Raw genomic sequence first — 26295 nt, 5'->3', positions numbered from 1 at the left:
CGTTGTTCTCCCTGAAGTCATCCCTTTAAAAGACAACCCTTTCTGACGAGACCTGCATCTTCCTGCCAGCCGGTTTTCCGGGATTGGAAACTGCGTGATGACGTGCGCGGCTATGGACTGCGGACACATGACGTGTGTCCAGGTGTGTGACCAATTGCGGGCCAGGTACCGAAAAAGTCTGCCGTCTCCCCACATAAAAATGGACGGCTCCTGAATGTGATGGCTCCTGGTGCAATGTGACGGCTCCCGGTGCGGCTTTTTTGGAGGCAGGATGAAGAACAACAGGAAATGCATGATGCGTGCGGCCATGCTCGTGGCCCTTGCGCTGTTAATGCCGGCCGTTGTGCTGGCGCAGTATCGTGCCGGACTGCAGGGGTCGGTGACTGATCCGGATGGGGCTGTGATTCCCAATGCAAAGATCACTCTGGTCGATAAGGCGACGAACCGGACACTGCAAACCACATCAAACGCGGATGGAACATATTCGTTCTCGCGCCTCGCTCCTTCGAACTACATGCTGACGGTGGAAGCCACCGGCTTCGTGAAAGAGCAACTTTCCAACATCACGGTGCAAGGCGAGGTGACGACGGGCCTGGATGTGAAGCTCCATGTCGGCGCTGTGACCGAAACCGTGCAAGTGACCGATGCTACACCGCTGATCAACACGCAGAACGCACAGGTAGGCGGAACGATTTCGACAGAGCAAATACAGTCGCTGCCATCAACCGGCCGCGATCCGTTCCAATTACTGCAGCTTGCTCCCGGCATGTTTGGTGATTCATCCCGTGCGGGCGCCGGCGGCGCTAGTAATCTTCCGGGGAATGCCGGCCCCGGCGGAGCGAGCACGACGAGCAGCATCTTTCAGACAGAGAATCAGGCACAGGTAAGCGCGAACGGCACCCGCAATATCTCCAATAACATGCAGGTCGATGGTGTATCGGTCAATAGCCTCGCATGGGGCGGCGCCGCTGTGATCACACCGAATGAAGAGAGCGTTAAGGAAGTTCGCGTCTCGGCGAATCCCTACGATGCTGAAAGCGGACATAATAGCGGCGGCCAGGTGCAGGTCGTGTCGAAGGCCGGCTCCAATAGCTGGCATGGCAGCGGCTTCTTTAAGTTTCACCGGCCAGGACTGAATGCTTATCAGCGGTACAACGGACCAGGTACAAAGACACTGCGTGATTCCAATAAGTTCAACCAATTCGGTGGCAGTGTCGGTGGGCCGATCTGGAAGGATAAGCTCTTCTTCTTCTTCTCTTACGAGACGCTGCGAAATAACAGCATCAGTTTTGGCAACGATTGGTATGAGACTCCGCAATACATCCAGACTTTAGCCAGCCGTAAAGCAAATGGCATCGGTACGCGCTTGTACAACTACAAGGGTATGGGAGTCTCCTATACCGGTATCAATGCCAAAACCTGCAGCGACATTGGTCTTTCGTCCGCGAGTTGCCGTGACGTGAATGGAGGGCTCGATCTAGGATCTCCAACGTCAACTGCTCTGGGAACTCCTGATCCCACCTATGTCAGCAGCGGAACACCTGGTGTAGGAGGTGGATTCGATGGGGTTCCCGATGTCTTCAATGTCACCACCGCCAATCCAGTTCAAAATACATTCCAACAGTTTCAAGGACGAGCAGACGCACAGATCACGCATCATGATCTGTTGACTTACACCATGTATTGGGTCCCGAGCAATTCAACCTCGTACAACGGCCCGATTCGTTCCGCAAACCTTTGGCATTCGAACCGTTTGAACTATGCCGCATCTCTGCTGTGGAACCACACCTTTAACCCGACGCTGGTAAATGAAGCGCGTGGGAATGTAACTCGCTGGTACTTCAATGAAGTAACCTCGAACCCACAGGAACCGTGGGGATTACCGACGCTTACCACCGATGTGCCGGGAACCATGCAGACCGCCCTTCAGCCCGCAGGAGCACCCGGGCCGGGAGTTTTTTATCAGACGACGTATAACTTCCGCGATGTGGTGACCAAGACTGTCAGTTCTCACACTATCAAGGCCGGAGCAGATCTCTATTGGGAGCAGGACAATGATGTGCAGGCGGGTGCAGCTCGGCCGCAGTACTTCTTTCGCAATCTATGGGATGTAGCAAACGACGTGCCGTACAAAGAGAGCGGTAACTTTGACCCTCGCACCGGTTCCCCGACGTCGAACAAGAAATATATCCGTTCTAACATCTGGGCGGGCTTTATCCAGGATGACTGGAAAGCGCTTCCAAATCTGACACTCAACTTTGGCCTGCGTTGGGAGTACTTCACCCCGGTGCGCGAGAAGTACAACAACCTCAGCAATGTTGTTCTCGGCCAAGGGAATGCACTCCTGACCGGAGCTTCCATTCGCGTTGGTGGGGATCTCTACGGGGCATCCAAGAACAATTGGGGTCCTCAGGTTGGTTTTGCTTTCACACCGAAGATGGCCTGGAGTAAGCCTTTTGTTATCCGCGGCGGTTTTGGCATTGGCTACAATCGCATGCAGCAGGCCATCACGTTGAATGGCCGCGCCAATCCTCCGCTGGTTACAAATCTTACGCTGCAGTGTACTAATGTGAATGCTCGTACCGGATGCGGCAGCATCCTGTATCAGACTCCCAGTACCCCAACCTCATTTGATGGATATCCCTCCAATCCATCTGCAAAGCAGACCTTTGACTCTAAGGGATTGCCTGTGGGCGGGACGGCACTTTCTCTGACTGGGTTCCCCCTCTCCTTGCAGACTCCTGTGACCTACGGTTATTCCCTGACCGCAAGTCAGGAGCTTGGCGGAAACTGGGTGGCGACCGTTGGATATCAGGGAAGCTCTACCCGACACTACACGCGCCAGTTGAACCTCAATTGGAACTATCCAAACATTCGAGATTCCCGCATTCAAAACATGTACTACTACGTGAATGATGCCAATGCGAACTTCAATGCGGGATGGGTCGAGCTGAATCATCGCTTCTCGCGCATGTTCGATATCGATGCGCAGTATCGCTATGCAAAGTCGATGGATAACGGATCGAACGATTACTACATTGGCGAGTACCCATATGACATTCGCTACGCTACCGGCCCCTCAGACTATGACGTAAAACACAATGTCAAGCTGTATGGAACCTTCCGCCCGGTACTCTTCCGCGGGAATGACTGGAAAGAGAAGATTGCCGGCAACTGGGAGTTCAGCGGCATTATGAACTGGCACTCGGGTTATCCCTGGCAGCCTCTCTACTCCAACTATGGCGGTAACATCGTATATAGCGGCAGCGGGTACAGCTCACTGCGTGCAGGCGGCTACCGGGGCGGAGCAGGCACCAGCCAGAGCAACGATGCCTTCAAAACCGGCAGCAACTATGGCGGAGATGCGCTGAAATATTTCACAGTTCCCAACTACACCGCAGGCTCGGGAATTCCTCCGGCGCCTGGCGTCGGGCGTAACAGTCTTCGTGGGCCCGGATATTTCAATCTGGATATGACCGCGCAAAAGGGCTTCGGGCTGCCGAAGTGGGGCTTTCTGGGAGAGAATGCAAAGTTCGTGGTTCGCGCCGATTTCTTCAATATTCTCAACAAGCTCAACCTGGATCCGACAAGCATCACCAATACCATCAGTGCCGATGGCATTGTGTCGAACAAGCAGTTCGGCATCGCGCAACGCGGTCTTGGTGCGCGCGTGATCGAATTCACCGGTCGTTTCAATTTCTAACCACAGTCTGAAGGGAGCGCCGCGACGGTTTCTGCCGTCGCGGCGTTATTTTGCGTCCAAGGAAGTAAGGGGAGACCATGCGTCGCTGGATTCAATCTTTGTCGGTGCTCGTAGTAGCCATTGCCGCGTCCATGCAGGCGCAGGATTTTGAACAGGTTGTTGTCAATGCTCGAGATCAGGGAACACCTCTGACTCACTTCTGGGAGGAGATGTTCGGTTCCGGCCGCGCCATTCTCACATTGCGAGAGAGTTACCGGCAGGATCTGCGGACGGTGAAGAAGGCAACAGGATTCACCTATGTGCGTCCGCACGGCATCTTCATGGATGAGGTTGGCCTCTTCGATGTGGATGCGCAGGGAAAGCCCGTCTACAACTTTTCCTACATTGACCAGATCTATGACGGCCTTTTGGAGGATGGTGTAAAGCCGTTTGTGGAATTGAGCTTTATGCCGAAGAAGCTGGCGGCTGATCCGAATCAAGTGCACGCCTTCTGGTACAAGCAGAACATCTCGCCGCCGAAAGACTATGCGTTATGGGATGACATGATTCGCTCCTTCGCCCGGCATCTTGTCGCTCGATACGGCATCGATGAAGTGGCCACCTGGTATTTCGAGGTATGGAATGAACCGAACCTCGACTTCTGGGGCGGTAAGCCCTCCATGCCGACCTACTACGATCTCTATGACCACACCGCCCGCGCTCTGAAGGGCGTGAACGATCGTATCCGCGTCGGTGGTCCGTCCACGGCACAGGCCGCTTACGCCGGTGAGTTTCTGGCGCACTGCAAGCAGGCCGACGTTCCCGTGGATTTTGTCTCCAGCCATGTCTATGCCAACGACACGGCGAAAGATGTCTTCAAGACCGAGGAGCGGATTCCGCGCGACAGCATGGTGTGTCGCGCAGTCAGCAAAGTGCACACCGAGATTGCGGCATCGGCTTATCCAGATATTCCATTCATCTTGAGTGAATACAACGCAAGTTATGCCAATGAGCCAAACGTGACGGACTCCATCTTCATGGGGCCGTGGCTGGCTGACACGATACGGCAGTGCGATGGCCTGGTCGACGTGATGAGTTACTGGACCTTCTCCGATGTCTTTGAGGAGCAAGGTGTTGTGAAGACACCGTTTTACGGCGGATTTGGCTTGCTTGCGGAGCGCGGGATTCCGAAGCCGGCCTTCAACGCGTTTGTTTTGCTGCACAAGTTGGGAGATCGCCGTCTGGAACTGGATAGCGACGATGCGCTGGCGACAAAAACGAAATCGGGTGCGCTGGCGATTGCTGTGTGGAACTACGCACCCCCGGCGGGAACCGGAGCATCGTATACACAGGAGACTTATGACGGTGTCCCCGAAAAGACCTTCGAGGTGGTGGTGAAGGGTAGAGGGGCGGTCTCCGCGACAGTATGGCGCCTTGATGCAAACCACGGCAATGTAGTGAAGGCATATGACGACATGGGTAGGCCGGCAACGCCGACCCAGGCACAGATTGCAGCACTGAAGAAAGCCGGCGCCCTGGCCGCGCCGGAGAGGCTTGCAGTTCGTGGTGGCAAGCTGGCGGTGCATGTTCCGGCGCAGGGCCTGGCGCTGGTGGAGATTCGTTGAACCGGAGAGATGCGCTGAAACTGGTTGCCGCTGGTGCGGCAGGACTGGGACTGAACGAAACAGCGCTTGCCTTCCCATTTGGCAGTGCAAAAAAGCGGGAGCTTACCGCGCCTGAGGATGCGTTTCTCGAGGATCTGACTCAGGCGGGTTGCCGCTACTTCTGGGAAGAGGCAAGCGACAAGACCGGTCAGGTGCGTGATCGCGCCCTGGCCCAGATCCCGTCGTCTCATGGCAAAGAGAGCCGGCGTGTCTCCAGCATCGCCGCAACCGGGTTCGGTCTGACGGCATTGTGTATCGCTGACTGGCGTGGTTACCTGCCACGCAACGATATTCGTCTGCGTGTGCTGCACACACTTCAGTACCACTGGGAGCAAATGCCGCAGGAGCACGGCTTCTTCTACCACTACAACGATATGGAGACGGGAGTACGCGCCTTCAAATGTGAGCTTTCTTCCATTGATACGTGCATCTTTCTGTGTGGCGCTCTCATGGCGCGAGAGTACTTCAAGAACACATCAGGTCTGGGGCCGCAGATCGCCGAGCTGGCAACGAAGATCTACGACCGTGTGGATTTTCCCTGGATGCTGAACAAGGAAACCCAGTTCAGCATGGGATGGACGCCGGAGTTCGGTTTTCTGGCTGTCCGCTGGCAGCATTACTGCGAGCTGATGATGCTGGTGCTGCTTGCCATTGGATCGAACACCCATCCGATCGATGGCATTTACTGGCAGTACTTTCGGCGGCCGATTGCGAGTTATTCCGGAATTCGCTATATCAGCGGGCCTGATCCGCTATTTACGCACCAGTTCTCGCATGCATGGTTCGACTTCCGCAATCTGCGCGATAAGTTTGCAAACTACTTCGATAACTCCATCTCCGCGACGCGGGCGCACAGGGCATTCTGCCTCTCGATGAAACAGTGGTACAACGACGACTACTGGGGTGTAACTGCCTCAGACTCGCAGCGCGGGTACCAGGCCTGGGGAGGTCCGCCGGTGCTTGGCCACATTGACGGCAGCGTGGTGCCGTGCGCTACGGCGGGGTCGGTGGCGTTTCTGCCCCAGGAATGCCTGCGGGTTCTGATGTCGCTGCGGGATCGCTATGGCAGGGAAGCCTGGGGAAGATACGGTTTTACCGATGCTTTGCGGCCCTCGGCGCACTGGTACAACGACGATGTCCTGGGAATCGACCAGGGAATCGGCGTACTGATGGCCGAGAATCTGCGTACCGAGATGATCTGGGCCACATTTATGCAGGCAGACGAGATCCGCCTCGCAATTACCAAATCGGGACTGCATACTCAGTAACCTCGAAAATTGGTGACAGGAATAATGTTACCGGTGGTACTTTCCTGGTTAACACTTCCGCAGGTTCTCCCCCGACGACCTACGCAATCCCGCTGAGAACGAAACATCGGATGCTATGTCACCGACGTATCGTGGCCCGATAGATCGGCCCGTACGACGGAATATCGCCGGATTAAAAACACTGCTGGAGCTATTTGTTTCGAGGTCCGGCTTCCGTGCAGTCTTGCCGTCTTGGTTCTCTCTTCACCTTGTGGAAACGTGTGTGCGCGTTTCTGCCCGTCTTCCCGCTCGTGCTTGCTGCTGCCGTCTTCGCGACGGTTCCCTCCGCAGCGCAGGTGTTCCAGTTCCCATCGGCGGTTGCCGTGGGGACCGGCAATAGCACCCAGACCATCACGGTTCCGATAACCTCCGCCGGAACACTCGGTTCAATCGCGGTAGGCACGCAGGGACTTACGGGATACGACTTCTCACAGGTCAGCGGCGGGACCTGCAATAGCAATATCGGCACGAATTATCTCGTGGGGCAGAGCTGTTCGGTCTCAGTGCAGTTCGCGCCGCAATCGCCCGGCCTGCGCTCCGGCGGCATTGTTCTGAAGAGTGGCAGCGGCACGGTGATGGGGTGGGTTCTCTTGAGCGGAACCGGCTCCGGCCCCCTGGTTGGCTGGTTGCCCGGTACGATGTCCACGGTCGTGGGCGACGGAACCTGGATCTATCGTGGCGACGGTATGCAAGCTACGGCGTCAACCCTGTTTCTACCCCAGGGCATCGTGGTGGACGCTGCGGGAAACCTCTACGTCACTGACTCCAGCAGCAATCGTGTCCGGCGGATCGATGCTCAGACCCAGGTGATTACCACGATTGCCGGGGACGGTAACCCCGGATACACCGGTGACGGCGGTCCCGCGACGGGAGCTTCTGTTAGCAATCCCACGGGGTTAGCGCTGGATGGGCTGGGCAATCTCTACATCGCCGACAACTACAACCACGTAGTTCGTGCGGTGGACCTTGCTACGAACATCATCCGTACCGTCGCCGGAACGGGAACAGCCGGCTACTCTGGCGATGGAAGCGCAGCAACCTCCGCCCGTCTAAATGGACCGAATGGGCTTGCTGTCGATCCGGCAGCCGGAGTGCTTTACATTGCCGATACCGGTAACAGCGCGGTGCGCAAGCTGGACTTGGTAACAGGGAACATCAATGCCTTTGCCGGAACCGGCGTGGCAGGGTACAGCGGCGATGGAGGCAGTGCCGTTTCGGCGCAGCTCAATCTTCCCTGGGGAGTCGCTGTCGCGGCCGATGGTCACGTATGTATCGCGGACCAGACGAATCACATGGTGCGGTGCGTCACTTCCGGCGTGATCCAGCATGTTGCCGGAACGGGGACAGCAGGATTCTCCGGTGATGGCAGTGCGGCCTCAGGCGCTCAGCTGCGTTACCCGGGAGCGTTGTTATTCGATGTCGCCGGAAACCTGCTGATCTCTGACACCAGCAACAACCGTGTGCGCCGCATCAATGCCGTCACCGGGCTGATCGAGACCATTACCGGCACGGGCGGACAGTCTTTCCAGGGAGATGATGGACCGGCTAATGCGGCCATGGTCTATGGTCCGTACTCGATGGCGCTGGATGGTTACGGCAACCTGTACATCGCGGATATGTTCCACAATCGCGTCCGCAAGATCACGACGAATCTCGCAAAGATGACCTTTGACCCTATTCGCGTAGGACGCACCTCGCCGACGCAAACGATTACCGTCGAGAACGCCGGCAACGCGCTGATGGCGAGTACCAATGTTGTGACTGTATCGAATGCCTCGCTGGACAGTTCATTGACTACCTGTGGCGCCAATACTCCTCTGGCGAGCTCCGCAAGCTGTGTGGTTGGTGCGCAGTTCAATCCTCAGGTAATCGGAAGCCCAGTCAATGGCAGCATTGAGGTGCAGTCCGCCGCCATCAATGCGCCGGCGGTCCTTCAGTTGAGCGGCGAAGTGCTTACGCTCGACCCGACGACGGTAAACCTCTCCTCGAGTGCCAATCCTTCCGCGCTTGGTGCTGCGGTGACGTTTACAGCTCAGGTGCTGACCAGTGGGACCAATATCCCCACCGGAAAAATCACCTTCTATGACGGCTCGACGTCTCTTGGGGCGGTCAACCTAGCGCCAGGTGTTGCAACGCTGACGGCCGGTTCGCTCACGTTGGGTAGCCATTCCATCACCGCCAGCTATGAGGGCGATGTATCGAATAACCCCAGTACCTCTTCGGCACTGATTCAGGTGGTTAAGCAGGCAGCAACGGTAAGCCTTGGCTCCAGCCTGAATCCATCTGTTATCAAGCAGCAGGTGACGTTTACGGCTACCGTAACGGCTGCCGGTTCTCCTACTGGGACGATCACCTTTCAGGACGGCTCGGCCACACTTGGAGCGATACCGATCAACGGCTCCGGGGTTGCAACGATAACGGTCAATACTCTTAGCGTCGGCGCTCATAGCATTACAGCGAGCTACAGCGGAGATACCAATACCATCGGTGCTGTTTCCAGCGTGTGGCCGCAAACGGTCAATAAGGACACGAGTTCGACGACACTCGGGGCGGCGCCCTCGTCGATCAAAGCGGGTGAACCCTTAACCTTGACGGCTACTGTGAGCAACAGCGGATTGGTTGCGGTGACCGGCTCGGTGACCTTCAAAGATGGCTCGAATACTCTGGGCACTGCGAACCTGAATGGCAGTGGCATTGCTACATGGACAGCTACAGGCCTGAGCGGCGGCACACATTCCTTCACTGCTGTCTATAGCGGTGATACGAACAACTCCACCAGCACTTCGGCACTGAACTTTACCGTCGATACCATCTCCACCACGACGTTATTGTCTTCCAATGTGCCTACGGTGGATGCCGGAGCTCCATTACAACTGTCAGCGACGGTGACTCCATCGCAAACCACCGGTGGAACGGTTACGGGAACGGTCACCTTCTATGATGGGGCAACTCTCCTGAATACCGTGACTCTGCCTGCCAACGGTGTGGCGCCGTTGATAACGACGTCACTTTCAGTTGGATCGCACACCTTGAGTGCGATCTATAACGGCAGTACGAACTACGCAACCAGCAACTCCAACATCACACCGGTGACCGTCCGGCAGGCTACGACCCAGACAGTGATCACGAGCAATGGATCTCCGGCGATTGCTGGAAGCGTCGTGACCTTCTCGATTACCGTCACTGGTTCGGGCGGAATTCCGGCGGGCTCGGTAATTGTCAAAGACAACGGGGGCCCCCTTGCAACGGTTTCGTTGAATGGCGGTAGGGCTACCTTGTCAGTCGCCACTCTCTCTGTCGGGGATCACCTCATCACGGCAGACTATGCGGGTGACGCAAATAATACCGGATCTAGCTCGAATACTTCGCAGAAGATCGTGCAGGCGACGACCACCCTGCGGGTGGCTGCGAGCGCAAACCCCACGGTAAGCGGTCAGCAGGTTTCACTCGTGGCTACCGCGACCAGTAATGGCGGAGTTCCTCCAGGCCAGGTGCAGTTCCTGGATGGCGGTGTGGCGATTGGGACGGCAACTCTCAATGGCAGCGGAGTTGCAAGCGTGCAGACGTCGTCCTTGACGCCGGGGATTCACACCATCACTGCGGTCTACGCGGGCAATGCAACGTATACCCCAGCAACGTCGACTGCGCTTTCCCTGACGGTGCTACAAGCGATCACGGTCGCCGTCGTGTCCGATACCAATCCTTCGATTGCCGGCCGCAGCGTGCAGTTTACAGCGACTGTCACAGGAGGCAGCAATCTCACGGGAACGGTGACGTTCAAGGATGGTTCGGCATCGCTCTCGACAGCTCCCTTGCAGAACGGCGTGGCTACTTTCTCGACCGCGAACCTTGCAGTAGGCACGCATTCCATTACCGCCACATACAGCGGCGATAGTACAAATGCTTCGGCCAGCTCTCAAGTGTGGCCGCAACAGATTACTTCCGCGACGACGACCGTGCAGGGGGCTCCCAGCGCGACAACCCTGATCTATGGTGCGGCACTCACGGTGCAGGTCCAGGTGACGGGCAACGGCGGCGATGTTAGCGGGCAGGTGACGTTGCTTGACGGCGCAACATCTGTGGCATCCGGGACGCTTGGTGCCAATGGTGCGGCGACCCTGATCACGTCTTCGCTCACGATCGGGCCGCATACGCTCATCGTTCATTACGCCGGCGATGCGAAGAATACGGCGGCTGATTCGTCATCCATTCAGGTATTGGTACGACAGAACAGCCAGGTCGCACTGGTATCAAGCCTCAACCCGGCGCTTACGGGACAGGCAGTGGTGCTGACGGCGAAGGTCACCAATGTAGACGGCAAGCCGACGGGATCGATCACGTTCCTCGATGGTGGCTCATTGCTTGGACAGGCCACGCTGGATGCAAATGGCAATGCCAGCATCTCGAGCGCTACGTTGGTTGCAGGCAAGCACGTTATCACCGCTCAGTACAGCGGCGATACGCTCAACCTGACGAGCTCCGCAGCGCTGACGCAGGAGATGGATCTACGGCCCACGACAACCGGCCTGAGTGTCTCTGCCACTTCGTTGCAGACCGGCCAGACCGTCACTCTGGTGGCAGTGGTACGGGGCACGGGGCCGGTGATGCCGACCGGTGCTGTCCTCTTCAGCTCGGGTACGACAACGCTTGGCACTGCCACTGTTGATACGAATGGTCTTGCAACCCTGACGGTATCGCCGTCAGCGGCAACGTACCATGTGGTGGCGACATACAGCGGAGACTTTCTGTATGCCGGCTCGGCCTCATCATCGACCGATGTGGTGGTTTCTCAGGCGCAGCAGTTTACCCTTGCATTGTCCCCGTCAAAGATCAATCTGACCGGCGGCGATCATGCTACGGTAACGCTGTCTATCGCCTCGTTGAACGGCTTTAGCGACACGCTGAATCTCGGATGTAATGGTCTTCCGTTTGCCGCAACCTGTACGTTCTCGCCGAATTCGTTGAAGTTGGGCGCGAACATTACACAACAGGTACAGCTCCAGATCGATACCGGCAATCCGCTGGGCGCGGGAGCGTCCGCGAGTGTACGCAGGACGGACACACCGATTCTGGCTACGATCCTGTGGCCTGGCGCGACCGTACTTGGTCTATTGGGTATGGGCATGCGTAAGCGCCGCCGCTGGCTGGGAAGTCTGCTGATGGCCCTGGCAATGATCGGTATTGCCGGCGGAATGACTGGTTGCACTGGCGCTCTGCATACCAATACGACGCCGACTGGCTCCTATACCTTCCAGGTCACTGGAGTTGGAACGACCAGCGGTGCGAAACAGGCGATAGACGTCACTCTTACGGTGGGGCAGTAATCATGCGGCTGTGGTTCGCCGCGATCGCGGCTCTATCGATAGCTTTGGGATGCAGTGTGTCTGCGGACGCGCAGGCCGTTGCCGCGGGAAGGGGCCCGGGTCCGCACGTGATGGCCGGCGGCGGACTCAGCATCTTTCAGTCTGACTATGGTCAGCGTCAGCTTGGCGGTGTCACCCTGTGGGGTGACGCCAGCATCAGCCACCGCTGGGGCATAGAAGGAGAGGCGCGCTGGTTGCGGCTTCATAACGATCCCAATGGAAGCAACCAGTCAACGTATCTCGCCGGTCCACGCTTCAACCTCATGACCCGTAACGTGCGGCCGTATGTAAAGGGTTTAGCCGGCGTCGGGCACTTCAACTTTCCCTTTGGTTATGCGAACGGCAACTACTTCGTCGCCGCTCCTGGAGGTGGGGTGGAGTGGTATCACAAGCGCTTTGCCGTGAAGGTGGTGGATGTGGAGTACCAGATGTGGCCGCAGTTTTCGTATGGGGCGATTCATCCGTATGGGATCTCGACGGGTATTACCTTCCGTCTATGGCAGGGTAAGTCGATGATGTCGGAGCAGTAGGAATTGAGCGCCACAATATCGGGTGCCCCACATACCAGGGTCCCCAGCGAACAAAGTTCGCTGGGGTGGATACGCGAAGCTTATGTGGAGGTATCGAGCGAAGCTCGATCCGCTTTTCCGCTCAGAGAGAAAGCATGGGGAGAGAAGCAGATTTCTCCGCTGCACTACGAAATGACAAACAAAAGGTTCGAGCTGCGCTCGAATGCCCACGTCCCAAAATCGGGACATGGGGCACCCGGTGTATGGGTTTAATGCATGACCTCGGCTTCGCGCAGGAAGTCGTAGCTGGCTGAAGGATTGGGATGGATGTTGGTGACGCGGCGGGAATGGACGACCGTGTTGTCCAGATACCAGAGATTTACGCCGGCGGCGTCTTCTGCCAACAACTGTTGAATGTGAACGTAGATGGGACGGCGCTTTGCCTGGTCGGGCTCAACAGATGCCTCTGCAATCAGTCTGTCCACTTCAGGATTGCTGTAATGGCCACGGTTCGCGCCCTTGGGCGGGAAGCTCTTTGAGGAGACGGTGTAGCGGAAAATGTCCGGATCTTCGTTCGATCCGATCCAGCGCAGGCCGTAGATCTGGAAGGCTCCTTTGGTGACGTCCGCGTAGAAGGTGCCGAACTCGTTCGAACGGATTTGCAGGTCAATCCCGACGGCGCGTAGTTGCTGTTGCAGGATGGCTGCCAGCAGACGGGTGGTCTCATCGGTCGAGGTCTTCATCGTCAACTGAAAGCGCGATCCATTCGGCCGCACCGGGAAGCCCGCAGTGTCAAGAAGTTTGCGGGCGCGCTCAGGGTTGAAGGATAAGTCGGGTAGCTCCGTAGCTGCTGCCTGTGCCCAGTGGCCGTTGGGTAGAAGCGATGCTGCCGGGCGCGCATGATCGCGGAAGAGCGCGTGAAGGATGGGCTGACGATTGATGGCGAGCGCAATTGCCTGCCGCACCTCGCGATGCTTCAGCAGGGTGTCGTTACAGTTGAAGTTGATGTAGTTCAGGATGGAGCCGGGGCCTACATCGGTAATGATCTCTTTCTCGTTGCGCATCGCCCACACCATATCCTGCGTGATGACGTTCGAGGCAATGTCGGCGGAGCCTTTGCGCAGCTCCAGGGCAGTCGTCACAGCATCGGGGATGACGGCAAAGCGTACGCGCTCGATCTTTGGTACCCCTGACCAGCTCTGCGGATTGCGTTCGACGACGACCTCTTTGTCGACCACCTGAGAGACAAAACGGAAAGGGCCGCTGCCGATGGGCGCCGCTCCAAGCTCTTTGCCGCTGCCTCGCGGGACGATGCCGAAGAGGCCGTCGGAGAGATTGAAGAGCAGGGAAGCGTCGGGCTTATCGAGGTGCAACACCAGGGTGTAGGGATCGGGCGTCTCAACCTGCTTGATGGCGGAGAGGCTGGCTCCCTTGCTGGTAACGATGGAACCATCCTGCAAGGAACGGATGGTGTAGGCCACGTCTTCGGCGGTGAGTGGGCGGCCATCATGGAAGGTGACGCCGTGGCGGATGTGGAAGACCATGCGCGTGGGCTCGGGCTGCTCCCAACGCTCCGCGATCCAGGGCTGCGGGTTGTAATGCTCGTCCTTGTGGACCAACGGATCGAAGATCAGTCCGCCGATACGTTCCGACTGTGCGTCGGTGCCAATGCGGAGGTCGAGGTTGTTCGGGCTCGACTCGATGACCATCACCACCATGTTGCCTTCGGGCTTTGTACGGCAGCCTGTGGCAAGCGTAAGTGCAATGAGAGGCAAGGCGGTAAGTAGCCTAGCGTGCATCCGTTACCCTTCCCAGGACGACAGGTCGCGATGCGCCGGTGGCAGAAGGAACATTGCCCGGCAGGTCATGCCAGGTGAGCCACGCCAGCAGGGCAAAGGCTGCTGCCTCCTTGGCCTCTGCGGGCAGGCCGAAGGTTTCGATGGGGACGAAGGTGACACCCAGTGGCTCCAGCCGTGCCCGCAGCATTCGCATCAGTGTGGCGTTCTTCGCTCCACCGCCGGCGGGGATGAAGTCCGTTCCCGCAGCAAGAGGAGCATTCATGCCGAGATGCGGCCACACAAATGTCCTGTAGGCATGGGCGATGCTTTCGGCGGTAAGCGCAGTTGCCGTGGCGATGATGTCTTCGCCGCGGGCCTTGCCGCTGAGCTTCAGCAGCTTGTCGACGAAGGAGGCGCCATACTGCTCGCGTCCGGTGGACTTCGGAGGAGCTGCGGCGAAGTAAGGATCGCGCATCAGCGTGTCCAGTACCGGTTGCAGGACAACGCCGCGCTTCGCAGTGGCTCCATTGCGGTCATAAGGCTTCTGGAAGAGACGCTGCATCAGTGCATCGACGACCATGTTTGCCGGGCCGGTGTCGAAGGCGAGCAGCCTGTCTGCGCCGGTGTTGGCTGGAATGGCGGAGAGATTGGCGATGCCGCCGAGGTTCTGCAGCACGCGATTGCGTTTGGCGTGCGCGAAGACGGCGTAGTCCAGCATCGGCACCAGAGGTGCGGCATGCCCGCCGGCGGCCATATCAGCGGGACGGAAGTCGCTGATGACCGGAATGCGAAGGCGTTCAGCAATGCAGCTTGCTTCGCCGAGCTGCCAGGTGCACTTCAGCGGTCTACCCAGATAGGGTGATGCCGCGCCCTGGTGGTAGATCGTCTGTCCGTGAACGCCAACCAGCGATGCTCTGCGTTTTGATGTTGCGAGAGTCTGTGCAATGCAGTCGGCGTAGACCTCGCCCAGCCGCCAGTGCAGCCGCGCCATCTCTGCCGCAGAGATCGATTGGGCATCCATCGCCGCCAGTACTGCATTGCGCAGTGCCTTGGGATACGGGAAGGCACGGTGTTCCAGCAGCTTTAGTTTCGGTGCGTGCTTGCCGGGAGCGATGCGAACGACAGCAACATCAACACCGTCGGCGGAGGTGCCGGACATCACGCCGGCGACAGTCATTGCCGCAGGTTCGCGTACGGGCTGTTGCTTGCTCATGCCTGTCCCTCCAGCTCGCGCTTCAGCTCGTCCAGTAGTTGAAGGGCCTGCATCGGCGTAAGTGAGTTGATATCGGTTTCCTGCAGGCGATCGACAATCTTCTGCGAGAGCGGCGTGAAGATGGTCATCTGCAGGGCGGGCTGGGGAGGAGCCGGAATCGCTCCGCGTACCGAGGCGTTCTCCGCCTTCTCATGCAAGCGCAGCACGTCGCGCGCGCGATCGATGACTGTCTGGGGCAGCCCGGCGAGCCGGGCGACGTCGATACCGTAGCTTTTGTTTGCAGGGCCGCGTTCCACGGCGTGCAGAAAGACGATACCGGTAGAGGTCTCCTTGCAGGCGACCCGCAGATTCTCGAGCTTCGATAGCTGATCGCTCAGCAAGGTGAGCTCGTGGTAGTGCGTGGCGAAGAGCGTGCGTGCACCGATGCGGTTGTGCAGATGCTCGACGGTTGCCCAGGCGAGCGAAAGGCCATCGTAGGTTGCCGTGCCGCGTCCCATCTCGTCGAGCAGGACGAGCGAACGTTCGGTTGCGGTGTTCAGGATGGCGGCGGTCTCGGTCATCTCCACCATAAAGGTGGAGCGACCGCGCGAGACGTTGTCACTGGCGCCGATGCGGGTGTAGACGCGATCGACCAGGGAGAGCCGCATACGCTCTGCGGGAACGAAGCAACCCATCTGCGCCATGATGACCAGCAGTGCGGCCTGCCGCAGATAGGTAGACTTACCGCCCATGTTGGGGCCCGTGATCAGTAGCAGCGAAGGACCTTCCACGCCGTCCAGATGCAGGGAGTTGGGATGGAAACGCCCGCTGGCTGCAAGCTCCAACCGGCGCTCGACCACAGGATGGCGCCCGTTCACGGCCTCGTAAATGCAGCCCTCGGGTTCGATCTGCGGACGGATGTAGTTGCGCAGAGCGGCAAGGTGCGCGAAGCCGGCCATCAGGTCCATCTCCGCGACGCGGCGGGCGGTTTCTTTCAGACGATGGGCGGCGGCAAGCACGGTGGTGCGCAGCTCCGCGAAGATGCGTTTCTCGATCTCGACCGAACGCTCATGCGCGGTAAGGATCTTGGTCTCGTACTCCTTCAGCTCCGGCGTGGTGAAGCGCTCGGCATTGACCAGCGTCTGCTTGCGTTCGTAGTCAGCAGGAACGGAACCCAGGTTGGACTTCGTGATCTCGATGTAATAGCCGAAGACGGAGTTATACCGAACCTTCAGTGAAGAGATGCCGGTGCGTTCGCGCTCGCGTTCTTCGATGGCTGCAATCGACTGACGGCCGGACTGCGAGAGTGTACGCAGCTCATCAAGTTCGGCATCGCGGCCAGGCTGGATGAAGTTGCCATCGGCGAGCGTGACCGGCGGCTCCTCGGCGATGGTGTTGATGATGGTTGCATAGGCATCGGTGAGGGCATCGAAGCCTGAGGTCAGCACTTGCCAGCCTTCGGCCTTGAATGCCGCAGCTTCTGCCAGTACGGTCGGCAAGGCGCCAAGGGTGCGGCCCAGCGCCAGCACATCGCGTGGACCGGCGGAGTCCATGGAGACACGCGCCAGCAGGCGTTCCAGATCGAGGACGTTATCCAGGGCGCGGCGCAGTTGTTCGCGCAGTCGCAGCGAGCCGACCGCTTCATCAACGGCATCGAGACGGCGGTTGATGCAGGCCGCATCCGCCATGGGGCGCAGCAGTGCAGAACGCAGCAGGCGTTTGCCCATCGGTGTACAACACGTATCCAGTGCGTGGAAGAGCGTGCTCTCTACGCCTTCCTGCGTCCACAATGGCTCGACAAGCTCGAGGTTGCGCACAGAGACGGCATCGAGTTCAAGAGAGCTGCCGCGCTGGTAGTACTTTAGGCCATCGAGATGCTGCAGCTCGCCCTGCTTGGTGCTGCGCACGTAATGCACCAGCGCGCCGGCGGCAACTGCTGCGGCTGTATGACCGGCGAGACCGAAGCCGTCGAGCGAGTGCGTATGGAAGTGGCCTTGCAGCAAAGGAAGGGCATAGTCGGCGGTGAAGACCCAGTCTTCGACTGGAGTGCGGGTGCGCACGTCGAGTCCGGGAAGCTCGACCTCGTCGTCTGACAGCAGTCCAGCTTTGCCGGGATGAAAGCCTTCTGGGAGGACAAGCTCTACGGGCCGCAGACGGCCAAGCTCATCGAGAGCAAGAGAGAAGGCATCGGCTCCGCGGAACTCGGTGGAGCGGAAGTCGCCGGTGGAGAGATCGAGCACGGCGACTCCGAAGGCATCTTTGCCGACGGGCGCGAGGCTGGCGAGAAAGTTGTTCTCGTCGGAGCCGAGCGATGGATCGATGGCTGTGCCTGGAGTGAGCACACGGACGACCTCGCGGCGAACGATGGTCTTCACCGTCTTCGGGTCTTCCATCTGCTCGCACATCGCGATGCGGTAGCCCTTGCGCAGCAGGCGCTGGATGTAGGTTTCGGCGGCGTGGTAGGGAACGCCGCACATCGGGACGGACTTCTGCTTATCGCGGGCGGTCAATGTGAGCTGCAGCTCGCGCGAGACCTTGACGGCATCGTCGTAGAACAGCTCATAAAAGTCGCCCATGCGGAAGAAGATCAGGCAGTCCGGGTGGGCCTGTTGCGCCGCGGTGTACTGGCGCATAAACGGCGTCATGGCTGGCTGTGAAATCTCTGACACGGGACTTCAGAATACTTGTCCGGCCCTGTGTATTTCAGGGGCCGGAATCAGAGGCTCTCCGCCGGAGCCGGATGCGCGGCAAACTCACCGTTTACCAATGCCGCCGAGCGGCTGCGCCAGTAGAAGAACAAGGCTGAGGCGATGACGATCAGAGCTGCTGTCAGACCGATCCAGATGCCCTCGACACCCCATCCCTTCCAGAAGCAGAGGGCCATGCCGAGAGGAAGGCCAAAAGCCCAGTAGCCGAAGAGGTTGCTCAGCATTGGGACGCGCGTCAGGCCAAGCCCGCGCAGCGCTCCTGTGCCGATGGTCTGGACGGCATCGAAGACGGCGAAGGCCGCCGCCAGCCACAACAGTCGTGCACCTTCCGTCAGCACCGCGATATCAGTCGTATAGAGCGCGATCAACGGTCTGGGAAGTGCGATGAAGAGCACAGCCACGACGGCCATGAAGCTCACGCCGAGAATCATGGCCAGCCATCCGTCGCTGCGGGCGCGTTCGGGGTCTCCGGCTCCTACCGCGTGGCCAACGGCGACCGAGGCAGCGGCAGAGATGCCGAGAGGCACCATATACGCCAGCGCTGCATAGTTCAGCGCGATCTGGTGTGCGGCCAGGGCAATGGGAGAGACCTTTCCGGCAAGCACCGTGGAGAAGCCGAAGGCTCCGATCTCCAGGATGATCTGCAGCGCCGCAGGCAGGCCGATCCGGGCGAGATGCTGAATCTGCTGCCAGTGCGGGCCGGCCCATCGGGCAAAGAGTGGATGTCCGCGGCGGCGCTCATATCTCCAGGCGAAGCCCAGAAGCATCACGGCCATCATCACGCGCGAGAACACGGTGGAGAGGGCCGAACCGCGAACGCCCATCGCGGGCATGCCGAAGTGTCCATAGATCAGCACCCAGTTGCCGGCCCAGTTCACGATGTTGGCGGCGACGAAGGTGATGGTCACCAGGCGGCTCTGGCCCACGGCCTGCAGATATCTCCGTGACGCCGCATAGAGCAGCAGCGGCAGGGTTCCCCAGACCAGGGTACTGACGTAGTGCGAGGTCGGTTCTACCAGGGCAGATGCGACGCCGAAGTGGCCTACCATCTGGCCGAGCGACCAGACCAGCAGCATAAGAGGAGGGGTAGCGAGCAGGGCAACATAAACGCCCTGCGCCAGCCAGCGATGGCAGGCATCGTAGTCCTTGCGGCCATAGGCCTGCGAGACCATGGTGTCCAGACCGAGGATCAGGCCGATTCCGAAGAGGGAAGGCGCGTAATAGAGCGCATTGCCCAGGGCAACAGCTCCGATGCCGACCGGGCCGAGGCGGCCCACCATGATGACGTCGACGATGCCCTGCAGCATCCAGCCCAGCTCCGCCAGAACGACGGGGGTCGCCAGCCTCACCATTGACCACAGGTCCTGTTTCCAACTACGCATCCGGCGATTTTATCGGCTTTGCGCGGGTCACATCATCGTCCATGTGAATGTGCGGCTAAATCGGAGATCTGACGCGAATTTCGGTGGCTAAGCTGGTGAAAGTAAAAGCTGATGGCCGCGACCTTATATACTGGAAGTTCGCCATGTCTTTGCTCTGGCTCAGGGTCGCGGTTCTGCTGTATGGGGTTGCCAGCCTCGCGGTTTTGCCGGCGGCGCTGTATGAGCGCCCACGCTGGCGCCACATCGCCCTGCCTGCCGCCATCATGGGCGTTGTGTTTCAATTCGTTGCGCTGTCCGAGACGATGAATGCTGCTCACCATCGTGTGCCGGTTGAGGCGCGCGAGGTGCAGGCGCTGATGGCCATGTTGATTGCCGGAGCGTTTCTGCTGGTGTACTGGCGCTATCGCACGTTGCAGCTTGGCGTTTTCGCGCTGCCCATCGCGTTTACGCTGGCGCTGGTGGCTGCGTTTGTGCCCGGGCAGCACTTTGCAGACTCTGCCCTGGTGCGCAGCGGCTGGATCTGGCTGCACGTGTCTCTGCTCCTCGCGGCCTATGCGGCGATGATGGTCTCTTTGCTGGCAAGTGTGTTGTATCTCGTCCAGGAGCGCCGTCTGAAGACCAAAGGTCTTGGCTCTCTGGCCGGATGGTTGCCGCCGCTCGAGACCATGGACCAGATCGCGCTGAAGTCGCTGCTCTTCGGTCTGCCGTGTATGACCGGTGGTTTGCTGATTGGTTCCGTGGTCGCGCAGGAGACGGTTGGCCCGGCTTATTTCGCCGATCCGAAGGTCCTGCTCAGCTTCGGCATGTGGGTCGCGTACATCCTGATGATCCACATCCGGCGCATCTCCGGACTGCGCGGCAGGCGAGCTGTATACCTTTCAAGCTTTGTCTTCCTGGTGATGATCGCCGCCTGGGCGGCAAACCAGTTCTCGAACGTGCACAGGTTCACTTCATGAAGATTGCGCTGCTGGGAGTGAACCACAATACGGCTCCGATCGAGGTACGCGAGCGCCTGGCGATCCCGTCCGACCGCCTGGCAGACGCGACGCGGTCGCTGCTGCATCAGCCGGGTGTGCGCGAGAGCATGATTCTTTCGACATGTAATCGCGTGGAACTGGTGACATGTCACGAGGACAACACCGACCTGCGCCGTTTTCTCGCTGAGTACTTCGCCATCTCCAAACAGGAGATCGAACCGCATCTCTACGAATATTCGGAGCGCGAGGCGGTACGCCACCTCTTCCGTGTTGCTTCTTCGCTGGATTCCATGGTGGTCGGCGAGCCGCAGATCCTTGGCCAGGTGAAGGAGAGTTACACCGTTGCCCGCGAGGTCGGTGCAGTGCAGTCGACGCTGGAGCCGCTATTGCAGCGCGCCTTCACGGTGGCTCGCAAGGTGCGTCGCGAGACCCAGATCGGCTCGACCTCGGTATCGATCGCTTCCGTCGCCGTAGATCTGGCGCAGAAGATCTTCGGTTCGCTGAAGGGCAAGACGATCCTGCTGGTGGGCGCCGGCAAGATGTCAGAGTTGGCGGCCAGGCACCTGATCGCGCAGGGCGCGGGAACGCTGTACGTTGCCAACCGCACCCGCTCGCGTGCCCAAAGAATCGCAGAAGAGTTTCAGGGCTCGGTGATGGACTTCGATGCTCTCGCGGTACAGGCACACCTGGCGGACATCGTCGTGACCTCGACCGGATCGCAGGAGGCCGTCTTCACCGTAAAGATGGGCCGCGATCTGCTTTCGCGCCGCAAGGGCCGTCCGATGTTCTTCATCGACATTGCGGTGCCTCGCGATGTAGAGCCGGCGATGAACCAGATCGACGGAGCGTTTGTTTATGACATCGACGACCTGCAACAGGTCGCCGCCGCCAACCTGGCCGAGCGCAGCAAGGAAGCGCAGGCGGCCGAGCGCATCGTCGCCCGCGAGGTGGATCGTTACGAACAGCGGTTGCAGACCCTGGACGCGGTGCCGACTATCCGCGCCATGCAGGTAACTGCTGAAGCCATGCGCGAGGCGGAGTTGCGCCGAGCGCAGTCCAGGCTGACCGGGCTGACCGCAGAACAACAGCAGGCGGTGGAGGCATTGACCCGCGGCCTGGTGAACAAGTTTCTCCATGGACCGATGGCCGGAGTGCGCGAAGCGGCACGCGATGGCGATGCCGAGACTCTGGATGCGCTGCGCCGCGCCTTCGCTCCCCAACAGGAAGGAGAGTCTAAGTGAACCTTCGTATCGGCTCCCGTGGATCCGCACTGGCGCTCTGGCAGGCTGAACATGTCGCCTGCCTGCTACGCGCTCACGGCCACGAGGTCTCCATTGAGATCATCAAGACCACCGGCGACCGGATGCAGGAACCCGGGTTTGTTGCACCTGTGGGCGTGGACGGCAAGGGAATCTTTACTAAGGAGATCGAAGAGGCGCTTGCCGCCGGCAAGGTCGATCTGGCCGTGCACTCTCTCAAGGACCTGCCGACCGAGTTGAACCCGGCCTTCGAGCTGGGAGCGATTCCGGAACGAGCGGACTCGCGCGATGCACTCATCTGCCCGGAGTGGCTGCTAATGCATACGCTGCCGATCGGCGCTCGTATCGGCACCACCAGCCCGCGCCGCCGGGCGCAGTTGCTGGCGCATCGGCCGGACTTCCAGTTTGTTCCGATCCGCGGCAATATCGATACCCGCCTGCGCAAGCTGCGGGAAGGGCAGTGTGATGCACTGGTCCTGGCTGCCGCCGGGCTCGACCGCCTGGGCCCGGAGAAGCTGAACATGCCTCCGGACTGGGTTCGCCAGCGCTTCGACCCGGAGGATATCTGTCCTTCTCCGGGACAGGGGGCTTTGGCGATCGAAATCCGCTCGGGTGACGCTGCGGTTCGCGGCGCTGTGCGCCTGCTGCACTGCGAGACGACCGCGTGGTGTGTGGATGCCGAGCGTGCGGTGTTGGCGGCGCTGGGCGGAGGCTGCAGCGTGCCCATCGGAGCGCACTGCGCCGGAGAAGGAAAGTTCCGCCGCATGCTGGCCTGCGTTGTCGCCGAGGATGGCGATCGGATGGTGCAGATCTCGCGTACTCCCGAAGAGGAAGACACGCCGCAGAGCTTCGGTGAGTTTGTCGCCGGAGAGCTGGAGCGGCGCGGGGCCAACGAACTTCTTCATCCAACGGTTTAACTTTATGTCTGTTTCGTGATGATTCATCGAGTCCTCGTCATCCGCGCTTTGCATCAGAGTTCTGAGCTGGCTGATGCACTTCAAGAAGCCGGTCTCGAGCCGGTGATCGTACCTGTACTCGAGATTGCGCCGCCGGAGAGCTTTGCCAGGCTGGACGATGCGATTGCCCGGCTCTCAACCTTCGATTGGCTGCTGTTTACCAGCGCCAATGCGGTTGAGGTCTTTCGTCAGCGCCTCCATGGAGACCTGCCGAAGGGGTTGCGCCTGGCGGTGATTGGAAGTATTACGGCACGGGCAGCGCAGCGAGCTGGCTTCGGCATCATGCTGCAACCGGAGAAGGCGACCGGCGAAAGTCTGGCCGAGGCCCTTCTGCCTCATGCCGCCGGAGCTCGGATGTTGCTGGTGCGTGCCGCGGTTGCACGTGATGTTCTGCCTGCAACGCTTGAGGATGCGGGCGCGACGGTGGAGATTGCCGAGGCCTATCGAACCGTGATTCCTGCTGCGGCTCCTGGCCTGTTGCAGGAGCTCTTTGCTGGCCCAGCTCAGCCCGCGGCCATTGCCTTTACCTCGTCTTCGTCGGTGCATCATCTGTTGCAGGTGTTGGAAGCGAGTGGCTTACGGCTGCCTGAGTCGACCATCCTGGCGACCATCGGGCCAATTACCTCTGCCACGCTGCGTGACGCCGGCTACCTGCCGACTGTCGAAGCGAAGGAGGCCAATGTGATCTCGCTCGCGAAGGCGATTGCGTCTGCCCTGGAGCAACCGGTATGAACTGGCTGGTATGGGCGCTGCTCTCGGCGGTCTTCGCGGCGGCCACGGCCATCCTTGCCAAGATCGGTGTGGCGAACATCGACTCCAACCTGGCGACGGCGGTACGTACCAGCGTGATCTTCGTCTTCGCCTGGTCTATTGCTCTGACTTTGGGGAAGCACGGCGAGCTGCGCCATATCAATACCCGGTCGTGGACATTTCTCGTGCTCTCGGGCCTGGCAACGGGGCTCTCCTGGCTGTGCTACTTCCGTGCGCTGCAGCTTGGACAGGCATCTCGTGTGGCCCCGATCGACAAGCTGAGTGTGGCATTGGTGATCGTCTTTGCGTGGATGTTTCTGGGAGAGGCGCTGACACCGTTGAAGATATTGGGTGGCTTGCTGATTACCGCAGGTGCAATTGTTCTGGCCTTCGCCTGAGCAATATTTTCTTCAAGCGTGTAATTCACTATGCTATGTATATATATGAAAATAAACTAAATATGCTTGGTTATTTTCAACTATTCTCCTTGCCCGGGTGCCCCACCCTCGCGGAGCTAGGGTGGGCAGAGTAAGCCACTAAACCCAAGCGCCTTGAAGCAAGAGTTGTGGGTGTCCGTCCGGAATTTTGGGTAGTCCCGCCCACCCTAACTCCGTGAGGGTGGGGCACCCGGTTGGGACGATTCGGAAAGTTCGTTTTAGTGGGAGCTCCAGGTCTTGTCGCTGGAGTTGCAGAGCTTTTCCAGGGTGCAATCGGCGCAGCGGGGTTTGCGGGCGATGCAGACCTGGCGGCCGTGGTAGATGATCCGGTGCGAGTAGTTGATCCACTCGTCCTTCGGAAGGATCTTGATCAGGTCCCGTTCCACCTTCACTGCGTCCGTATGCTCGGTCAACTCGAGCCGGCGTGAGATGCGCACCACGTGAGTGTCCACCACTACGCCGACGGCGATACCGAACCATGAGCCAAGAACGACGTTGGCGGTCTTGCGAGCGACGCCGGGGAGCGTGATCAGCTCCTCCAGGGTCTGCGGGACCTTGTTCCCGAACTTTTCAACGACGGCCTTTGCGGCTCCCTGGATGTTTTTCGCTTTGGCGCGGAAGAAGCCGGTGGTACGGATGATCTCTTCAATGGCGGGCAGAGGCGCCTCGGCCAGAGCCTTGGGTGTGGGGAAGGTGCGGAAGAGCTCCGGCGTGACTATGTTGACGCGGACGTCGGTGCACTGGGCGGAGAGGGCTGTGGCGACCACCAGCTCCCAGGCGGAGTTGTGGTGCAGCGCGCAGACGGCATTGGGATACGCCTTGCGCAGGCCGTCCAGAATGGCGGTGATGCGTTCCGGCGCCAGCGGGTTATAGGTGCTCTTTTTGGGAGTGCCCTTTTTAGCAGCGGTCTTCGTGGGGGCGGAGGTTTTTCTGGCAGGAGCAGGGGCTGGCTTGGCGGACTTGGTGGCCATGGTCGTTTCCGAATCATAGCGCGGCAGGTTTTGTACCCGTTTTCCACCGCGAGAGGCGAAAATGTTTTCGCTTTTTCTTTGCTTCTATCGTCGCTTTGCTGCTAGACTCTGATTTCCTGCAGCAGGCAAGAGGGATGCGGGACCGATTGAGGAGACACGCAACGTGGCGGATGACCGTTTAAGGGCAGTAGAGCTGGCAATGGCCGGCATTGAGAAACAGTTTGGCAAGGGATCGATCATGCGCCTGGGCGCGCGTGAGGCCATCGTTCCGATCTCGGTGATTTCGACCGGGTCCATCTCCTTCGATGCGGCCCTCGGTGTGGGTGGTGTGCCCCGCGGCCGCGTGATTGAGATCTACGGTCCTGAATCTTCGGGTAAGACGACCATCACGCTGCAGATCATCGCGGAGGCGCAGAAGGCCGGCGGCCTGGCGGCGTTTGTGGACGCCGAACATGCCCTGGATCCGATCTATGCCCGCAAGCTTGGCGTCGACGTCGACAACCTTCTGGTCAGCCAGCCGGATTATGGCGAACAGGCACTGGAGATCACGGAAGCCCTGGTTCGTACCGGCGCCATTGATGTGCTGGTTGTCGACTCGGTGGCGGCGCTGGTGCCCAAGGCCGAACTCGATGGTGAGATGGGCGACTCGCACGTTGGTCTGCAGGCACGCCTGATGTCGCAGGCGCTGCGTAAGCTGACCGGAACGGTGGCCAAGTCCCGCACCTCCCTGATCTTCATCAACCAGATCCGCRWGAAGATCGGCGTSATGTTCGGTARYCCCGAGACCACCACCGGTGGACGTGCGCTGAAGTTCTACTCTTCGGTTCGTATCGATATCCGCCGTATCGGCGCGGTGAAGGAAGGCGAGGTTGTCACCGGATCGCGCACCAAGGCCAAGGTGGTGAAGAACAAGGTTGCGGCTCCGTTCCGCGAGGCTGAGTTCGACATCCTGTACGGCGAAGGTATCTCCCGCGAGGGCGATGTGCTGGATCTGGCTGTGGTCAACAACATCGTGGAGAAGAGCGGCGCATGGTATAGCTACTCGGGCGAGCGCATCGGTCAGGGCCGTGAGAACGTGCGCGGATTCCTGAAGGAGAACAAGGACACCTTCGAACGAATCAACAGCGAATTGCGCGCGAAACTGAAGATCGGCGCTGCTCCGGCGGATGTGCCGGCCGTGCCGGAGAACGGTCAGGCGGCAGCCCAGGAAGTCGTCCGCGGACGCAAGTAATCGAGCGTGTGTGCAACAACGCCGCCCTTCGGGCGGCTTTGTTGCGTTTATAGCCTTGAGTAGCAATACATCGGGTGCCCCATGTCCCTCGGGGACATGGGACGTTCGAGCGGAGCTCGAATGGTATTG

16 protein-coding genes are annotated in these 26295 nt (G+C 59.5%); 11 read left to right on the top strand and 5 right to left on the bottom strand.

The genetic code is table 11. The features are described 5' to 3' along the window. The first annotated feature begins 271 nt into the window (after window positions 1–271). From AB4Y89_RS06445 to AB4Y89_RS06425, 5 genes are all read left to right on the top strand, one after another. Entirely contained in the window at window positions 272–3703 is a 3432-nt protein-coding gene (locus AB4Y89_RS06445; protein WP_442300082.1) for a carboxypeptidase regulatory-like domain-containing protein, read from the top strand. A 77-nt stretch (window positions 3704–3780) separates the two neighbouring features. Continuing rightward, window positions 3781–5307, top strand: coding sequence for a GH39 family glycosyl hydrolase (locus AB4Y89_RS06440; protein WP_442300081.1), 1527 nt, complete (start codon window positions 3781–3783; stop codon window positions 5305–5307). Beyond that, on the top strand, window positions 5304–6614 hold the full coding sequence (locus tag AB4Y89_RS06435; protein ID WP_442300080.1) for a glucoamylase family protein: 1311 nt from the start codon (window positions 5304–5306) through the stop codon (window positions 6612–6614). The genes AB4Y89_RS06440 and AB4Y89_RS06435 overlap by 4 nt, the downstream gene beginning before the upstream one ends. Window positions 6615–6874: 260 nt before the next feature. After that, the gene (locus AB4Y89_RS06430; protein WP_442300079.1) at window positions 6875–11977 is read left to right on the top strand and encodes an Ig-like domain repeat protein; all 5103 of its coding nucleotides are present in this window, start codon (window positions 6875–6877) and stop codon (window positions 11975–11977) included. Between the two features lie 2 nt (window positions 11978–11979). Next, on the top strand, window positions 11980–12546 hold the full coding sequence (locus AB4Y89_RS06425) for a hypothetical protein (protein WP_442300078.1): 567 nt from the start codon (window positions 11980–11982) through the stop codon (window positions 12544–12546). 248 nt (window positions 12547–12794) lie between these two features. Here the strand turns inward: AB4Y89_RS06425 and AB4Y89_RS06420 are convergent, their stop codons facing one another. From AB4Y89_RS06420 to AB4Y89_RS06405, 4 genes are all read right to left on the bottom strand, one after another. Next, window positions 12795–14324, bottom strand: coding sequence for an ABC transporter substrate-binding protein (locus AB4Y89_RS06420; protein ID WP_442300077.1), 1530 nt, complete (start codon window positions 14322–14324; stop codon window positions 12795–12797). Beyond that, window positions 14314–15516: an anhydro-N-acetylmuramic acid kinase gene (locus AB4Y89_RS06415; RefSeq protein WP_442300076.1), complete on the bottom strand. Its 1203-nt coding sequence runs from the start codon at window positions 15514–15516 to the stop codon at window positions 14314–14316. The genes AB4Y89_RS06420 and AB4Y89_RS06415 overlap by 11 nt, the downstream gene beginning before the upstream one ends. Then, window positions 15513–18140 (bottom strand): DNA mismatch repair protein MutS, encoded by a 2628-nt coding sequence (gene mutS / locus AB4Y89_RS06410; RefSeq protein WP_442300322.1) that lies wholly within the window; start codon window positions 18138–18140, stop codon window positions 15513–15515. Before mutS ends, AB4Y89_RS06415 begins: the two co-directional genes overlap by 4 nt. 71 nt (window positions 18141–18211) lie before the next feature. Continuing rightward, window positions 18212–19585: an MATE family efflux transporter gene (locus tag AB4Y89_RS06405; protein WP_442300075.1), complete on the bottom strand. Its 1374-nt coding sequence runs from the start codon at window positions 19583–19585 to the stop codon at window positions 18212–18214. Window positions 19586–19728: 143 nt separating this feature from the next. Between AB4Y89_RS06405 and AB4Y89_RS06400 the strand changes: the two genes are divergently transcribed. The 5 genes from AB4Y89_RS06400 to AB4Y89_RS06380 are packed head-to-tail and all read left to right on the top strand — an operon-like array spanning window position 19729 to window position 23925. Then, on the top strand, window positions 19729–20541 hold the full coding sequence (locus tag AB4Y89_RS06400; protein WP_442300074.1) for a cytochrome C assembly family protein: 813 nt from the start codon (window positions 19729–19731) through the stop codon (window positions 20539–20541). Then, on the top strand, window positions 20538–21803 hold the full coding sequence (hemA, locus tag AB4Y89_RS06395) for a glutamyl-tRNA reductase (protein ID WP_442300073.1): 1266 nt from the start codon (window positions 20538–20540) through the stop codon (window positions 21801–21803). The genes AB4Y89_RS06400 and hemA overlap by 4 nt, the downstream gene beginning before the upstream one ends. After that, on the top strand, window positions 21800–22738 hold the full coding sequence (hemC, locus tag AB4Y89_RS06390) for a hydroxymethylbilane synthase (protein ID WP_442300072.1): 939 nt from the start codon (window positions 21800–21802) through the stop codon (window positions 22736–22738). Before hemA ends, hemC begins: the two co-directional genes overlap by 4 nt. An 18-nt stretch (window positions 22739–22756) precedes the next feature. Further along, window positions 22757–23509 carry a uroporphyrinogen-III synthase gene (locus AB4Y89_RS06385; protein ID WP_442300321.1) on the top strand — a complete coding sequence of 251 codons (753 nt, stop codon included), beginning with the start codon at window positions 22757–22759 and terminating at the stop codon, window positions 23507–23509. Continuing rightward, on the top strand, window positions 23506–23925 hold the full coding sequence (locus AB4Y89_RS06380) for an EamA family transporter (RefSeq protein ID WP_442300071.1): 420 nt from the start codon (window positions 23506–23508) through the stop codon (window positions 23923–23925). Before AB4Y89_RS06385 ends, AB4Y89_RS06380 begins: the two co-directional genes overlap by 4 nt. 257 nt (window positions 23926–24182) lie before the next feature. Here AB4Y89_RS06380 and nth read toward each other — a convergent pair whose 3' ends face one another. After that, complete coding sequence (nth, locus tag AB4Y89_RS06375) at window positions 24183–24935, bottom strand: endonuclease III (protein WP_442300070.1); 753 nt, start codon at window positions 24933–24935, stop codon at window positions 24183–24185. Between the two features lie 163 nt (window positions 24936–25098). Between nth and recA the strand changes: the two genes are divergently transcribed. Then, window positions 25099–26166, top strand: a complete 1068-nt coding sequence (gene recA, locus AB4Y89_RS06370) for a recombinase RecA (RefSeq protein ID WP_442300069.1) — start codon at window positions 25099–25101, stop codon at window positions 26164–26166. The last annotated feature ends 129 nt before the right edge of the window (window positions 26167–26295 follow it).

Origin of the sequence: Terriglobus sp. 2YAB30_2 (assembly GCF_052114765.1) — a bacterium.
Classification (GTDB): Bacteria; Acidobacteriota; Terriglobia; order Terriglobales; family Acidobacteriaceae; genus Terriglobus.
Note: the sequence above shows the minus strand (reverse complement) of the source record. Positions and strands in the feature narration are given on the sequence as shown.

Coding starts and splice junctions, on each gene's coding strand:
- AB4Y89_RS06415 (WP_442300076.1), bottom strand. CDS start 15,516: ATGAGCAAGCAACAGCCCGTACGCGAACCTGCGGCAATGACTGTCGCC.
- AB4Y89_RS06385 (WP_442300321.1), top strand. CDS start 22,757: ATGATTCATCGAGTCCTCGTCATCCGCGCTTTGCATCAGAGTTCTGAG.
- AB4Y89_RS06445 (WP_442300082.1), top strand. CDS start 272: ATGAAGAACAACAGGAAATGCATGATGCGTGCGGCCATGCTCGTGGCC.
- AB4Y89_RS06380 (WP_442300071.1), top strand. CDS start 23,506: ATGAACTGGCTGGTATGGGCGCTGCTCTCGGCGGTCTTCGCGGCGGCC.
- AB4Y89_RS06425 (WP_442300078.1), top strand. CDS start 11,980: ATGCGGCTGTGGTTCGCCGCGATCGCGGCTCTATCGATAGCTTTGGGA.
- mutS (WP_442300322.1), bottom strand. CDS start 18,140: ATGACGCCGTTTATGCGCCAGTACACCGCGGCGCAACAGGCCCACCCG.
- nth (WP_442300070.1), bottom strand. CDS start 24,935: ATGGCCACCAAGTCCGCCAAGCCAGCCCCTGCTCCTGCCAGAAAAACC.
- AB4Y89_RS06440 (WP_442300081.1), top strand. CDS start 3,781: ATGCGTCGCTGGATTCAATCTTTGTCGGTGCTCGTAGTAGCCATTGCC.
- AB4Y89_RS06400 (WP_442300074.1), top strand. CDS start 19,729: ATGTCTTTGCTCTGGCTCAGGGTCGCGGTTCTGCTGTATGGGGTTGCC.
- AB4Y89_RS06420 (WP_442300077.1), bottom strand. CDS start 14,324: ATGCACGCTAGGCTACTTACCGCCTTGCCTCTCATTGCACTTACGCTT.
- hemA (WP_442300073.1), top strand. CDS start 20,538: ATGAAGATTGCGCTGCTGGGAGTGAACCACAATACGGCTCCGATCGAG.
- AB4Y89_RS06405 (WP_442300075.1), bottom strand. CDS start 19,585: ATGCGTAGTTGGAAACAGGACCTGTGGTCAATGGTGAGGCTGGCGACC.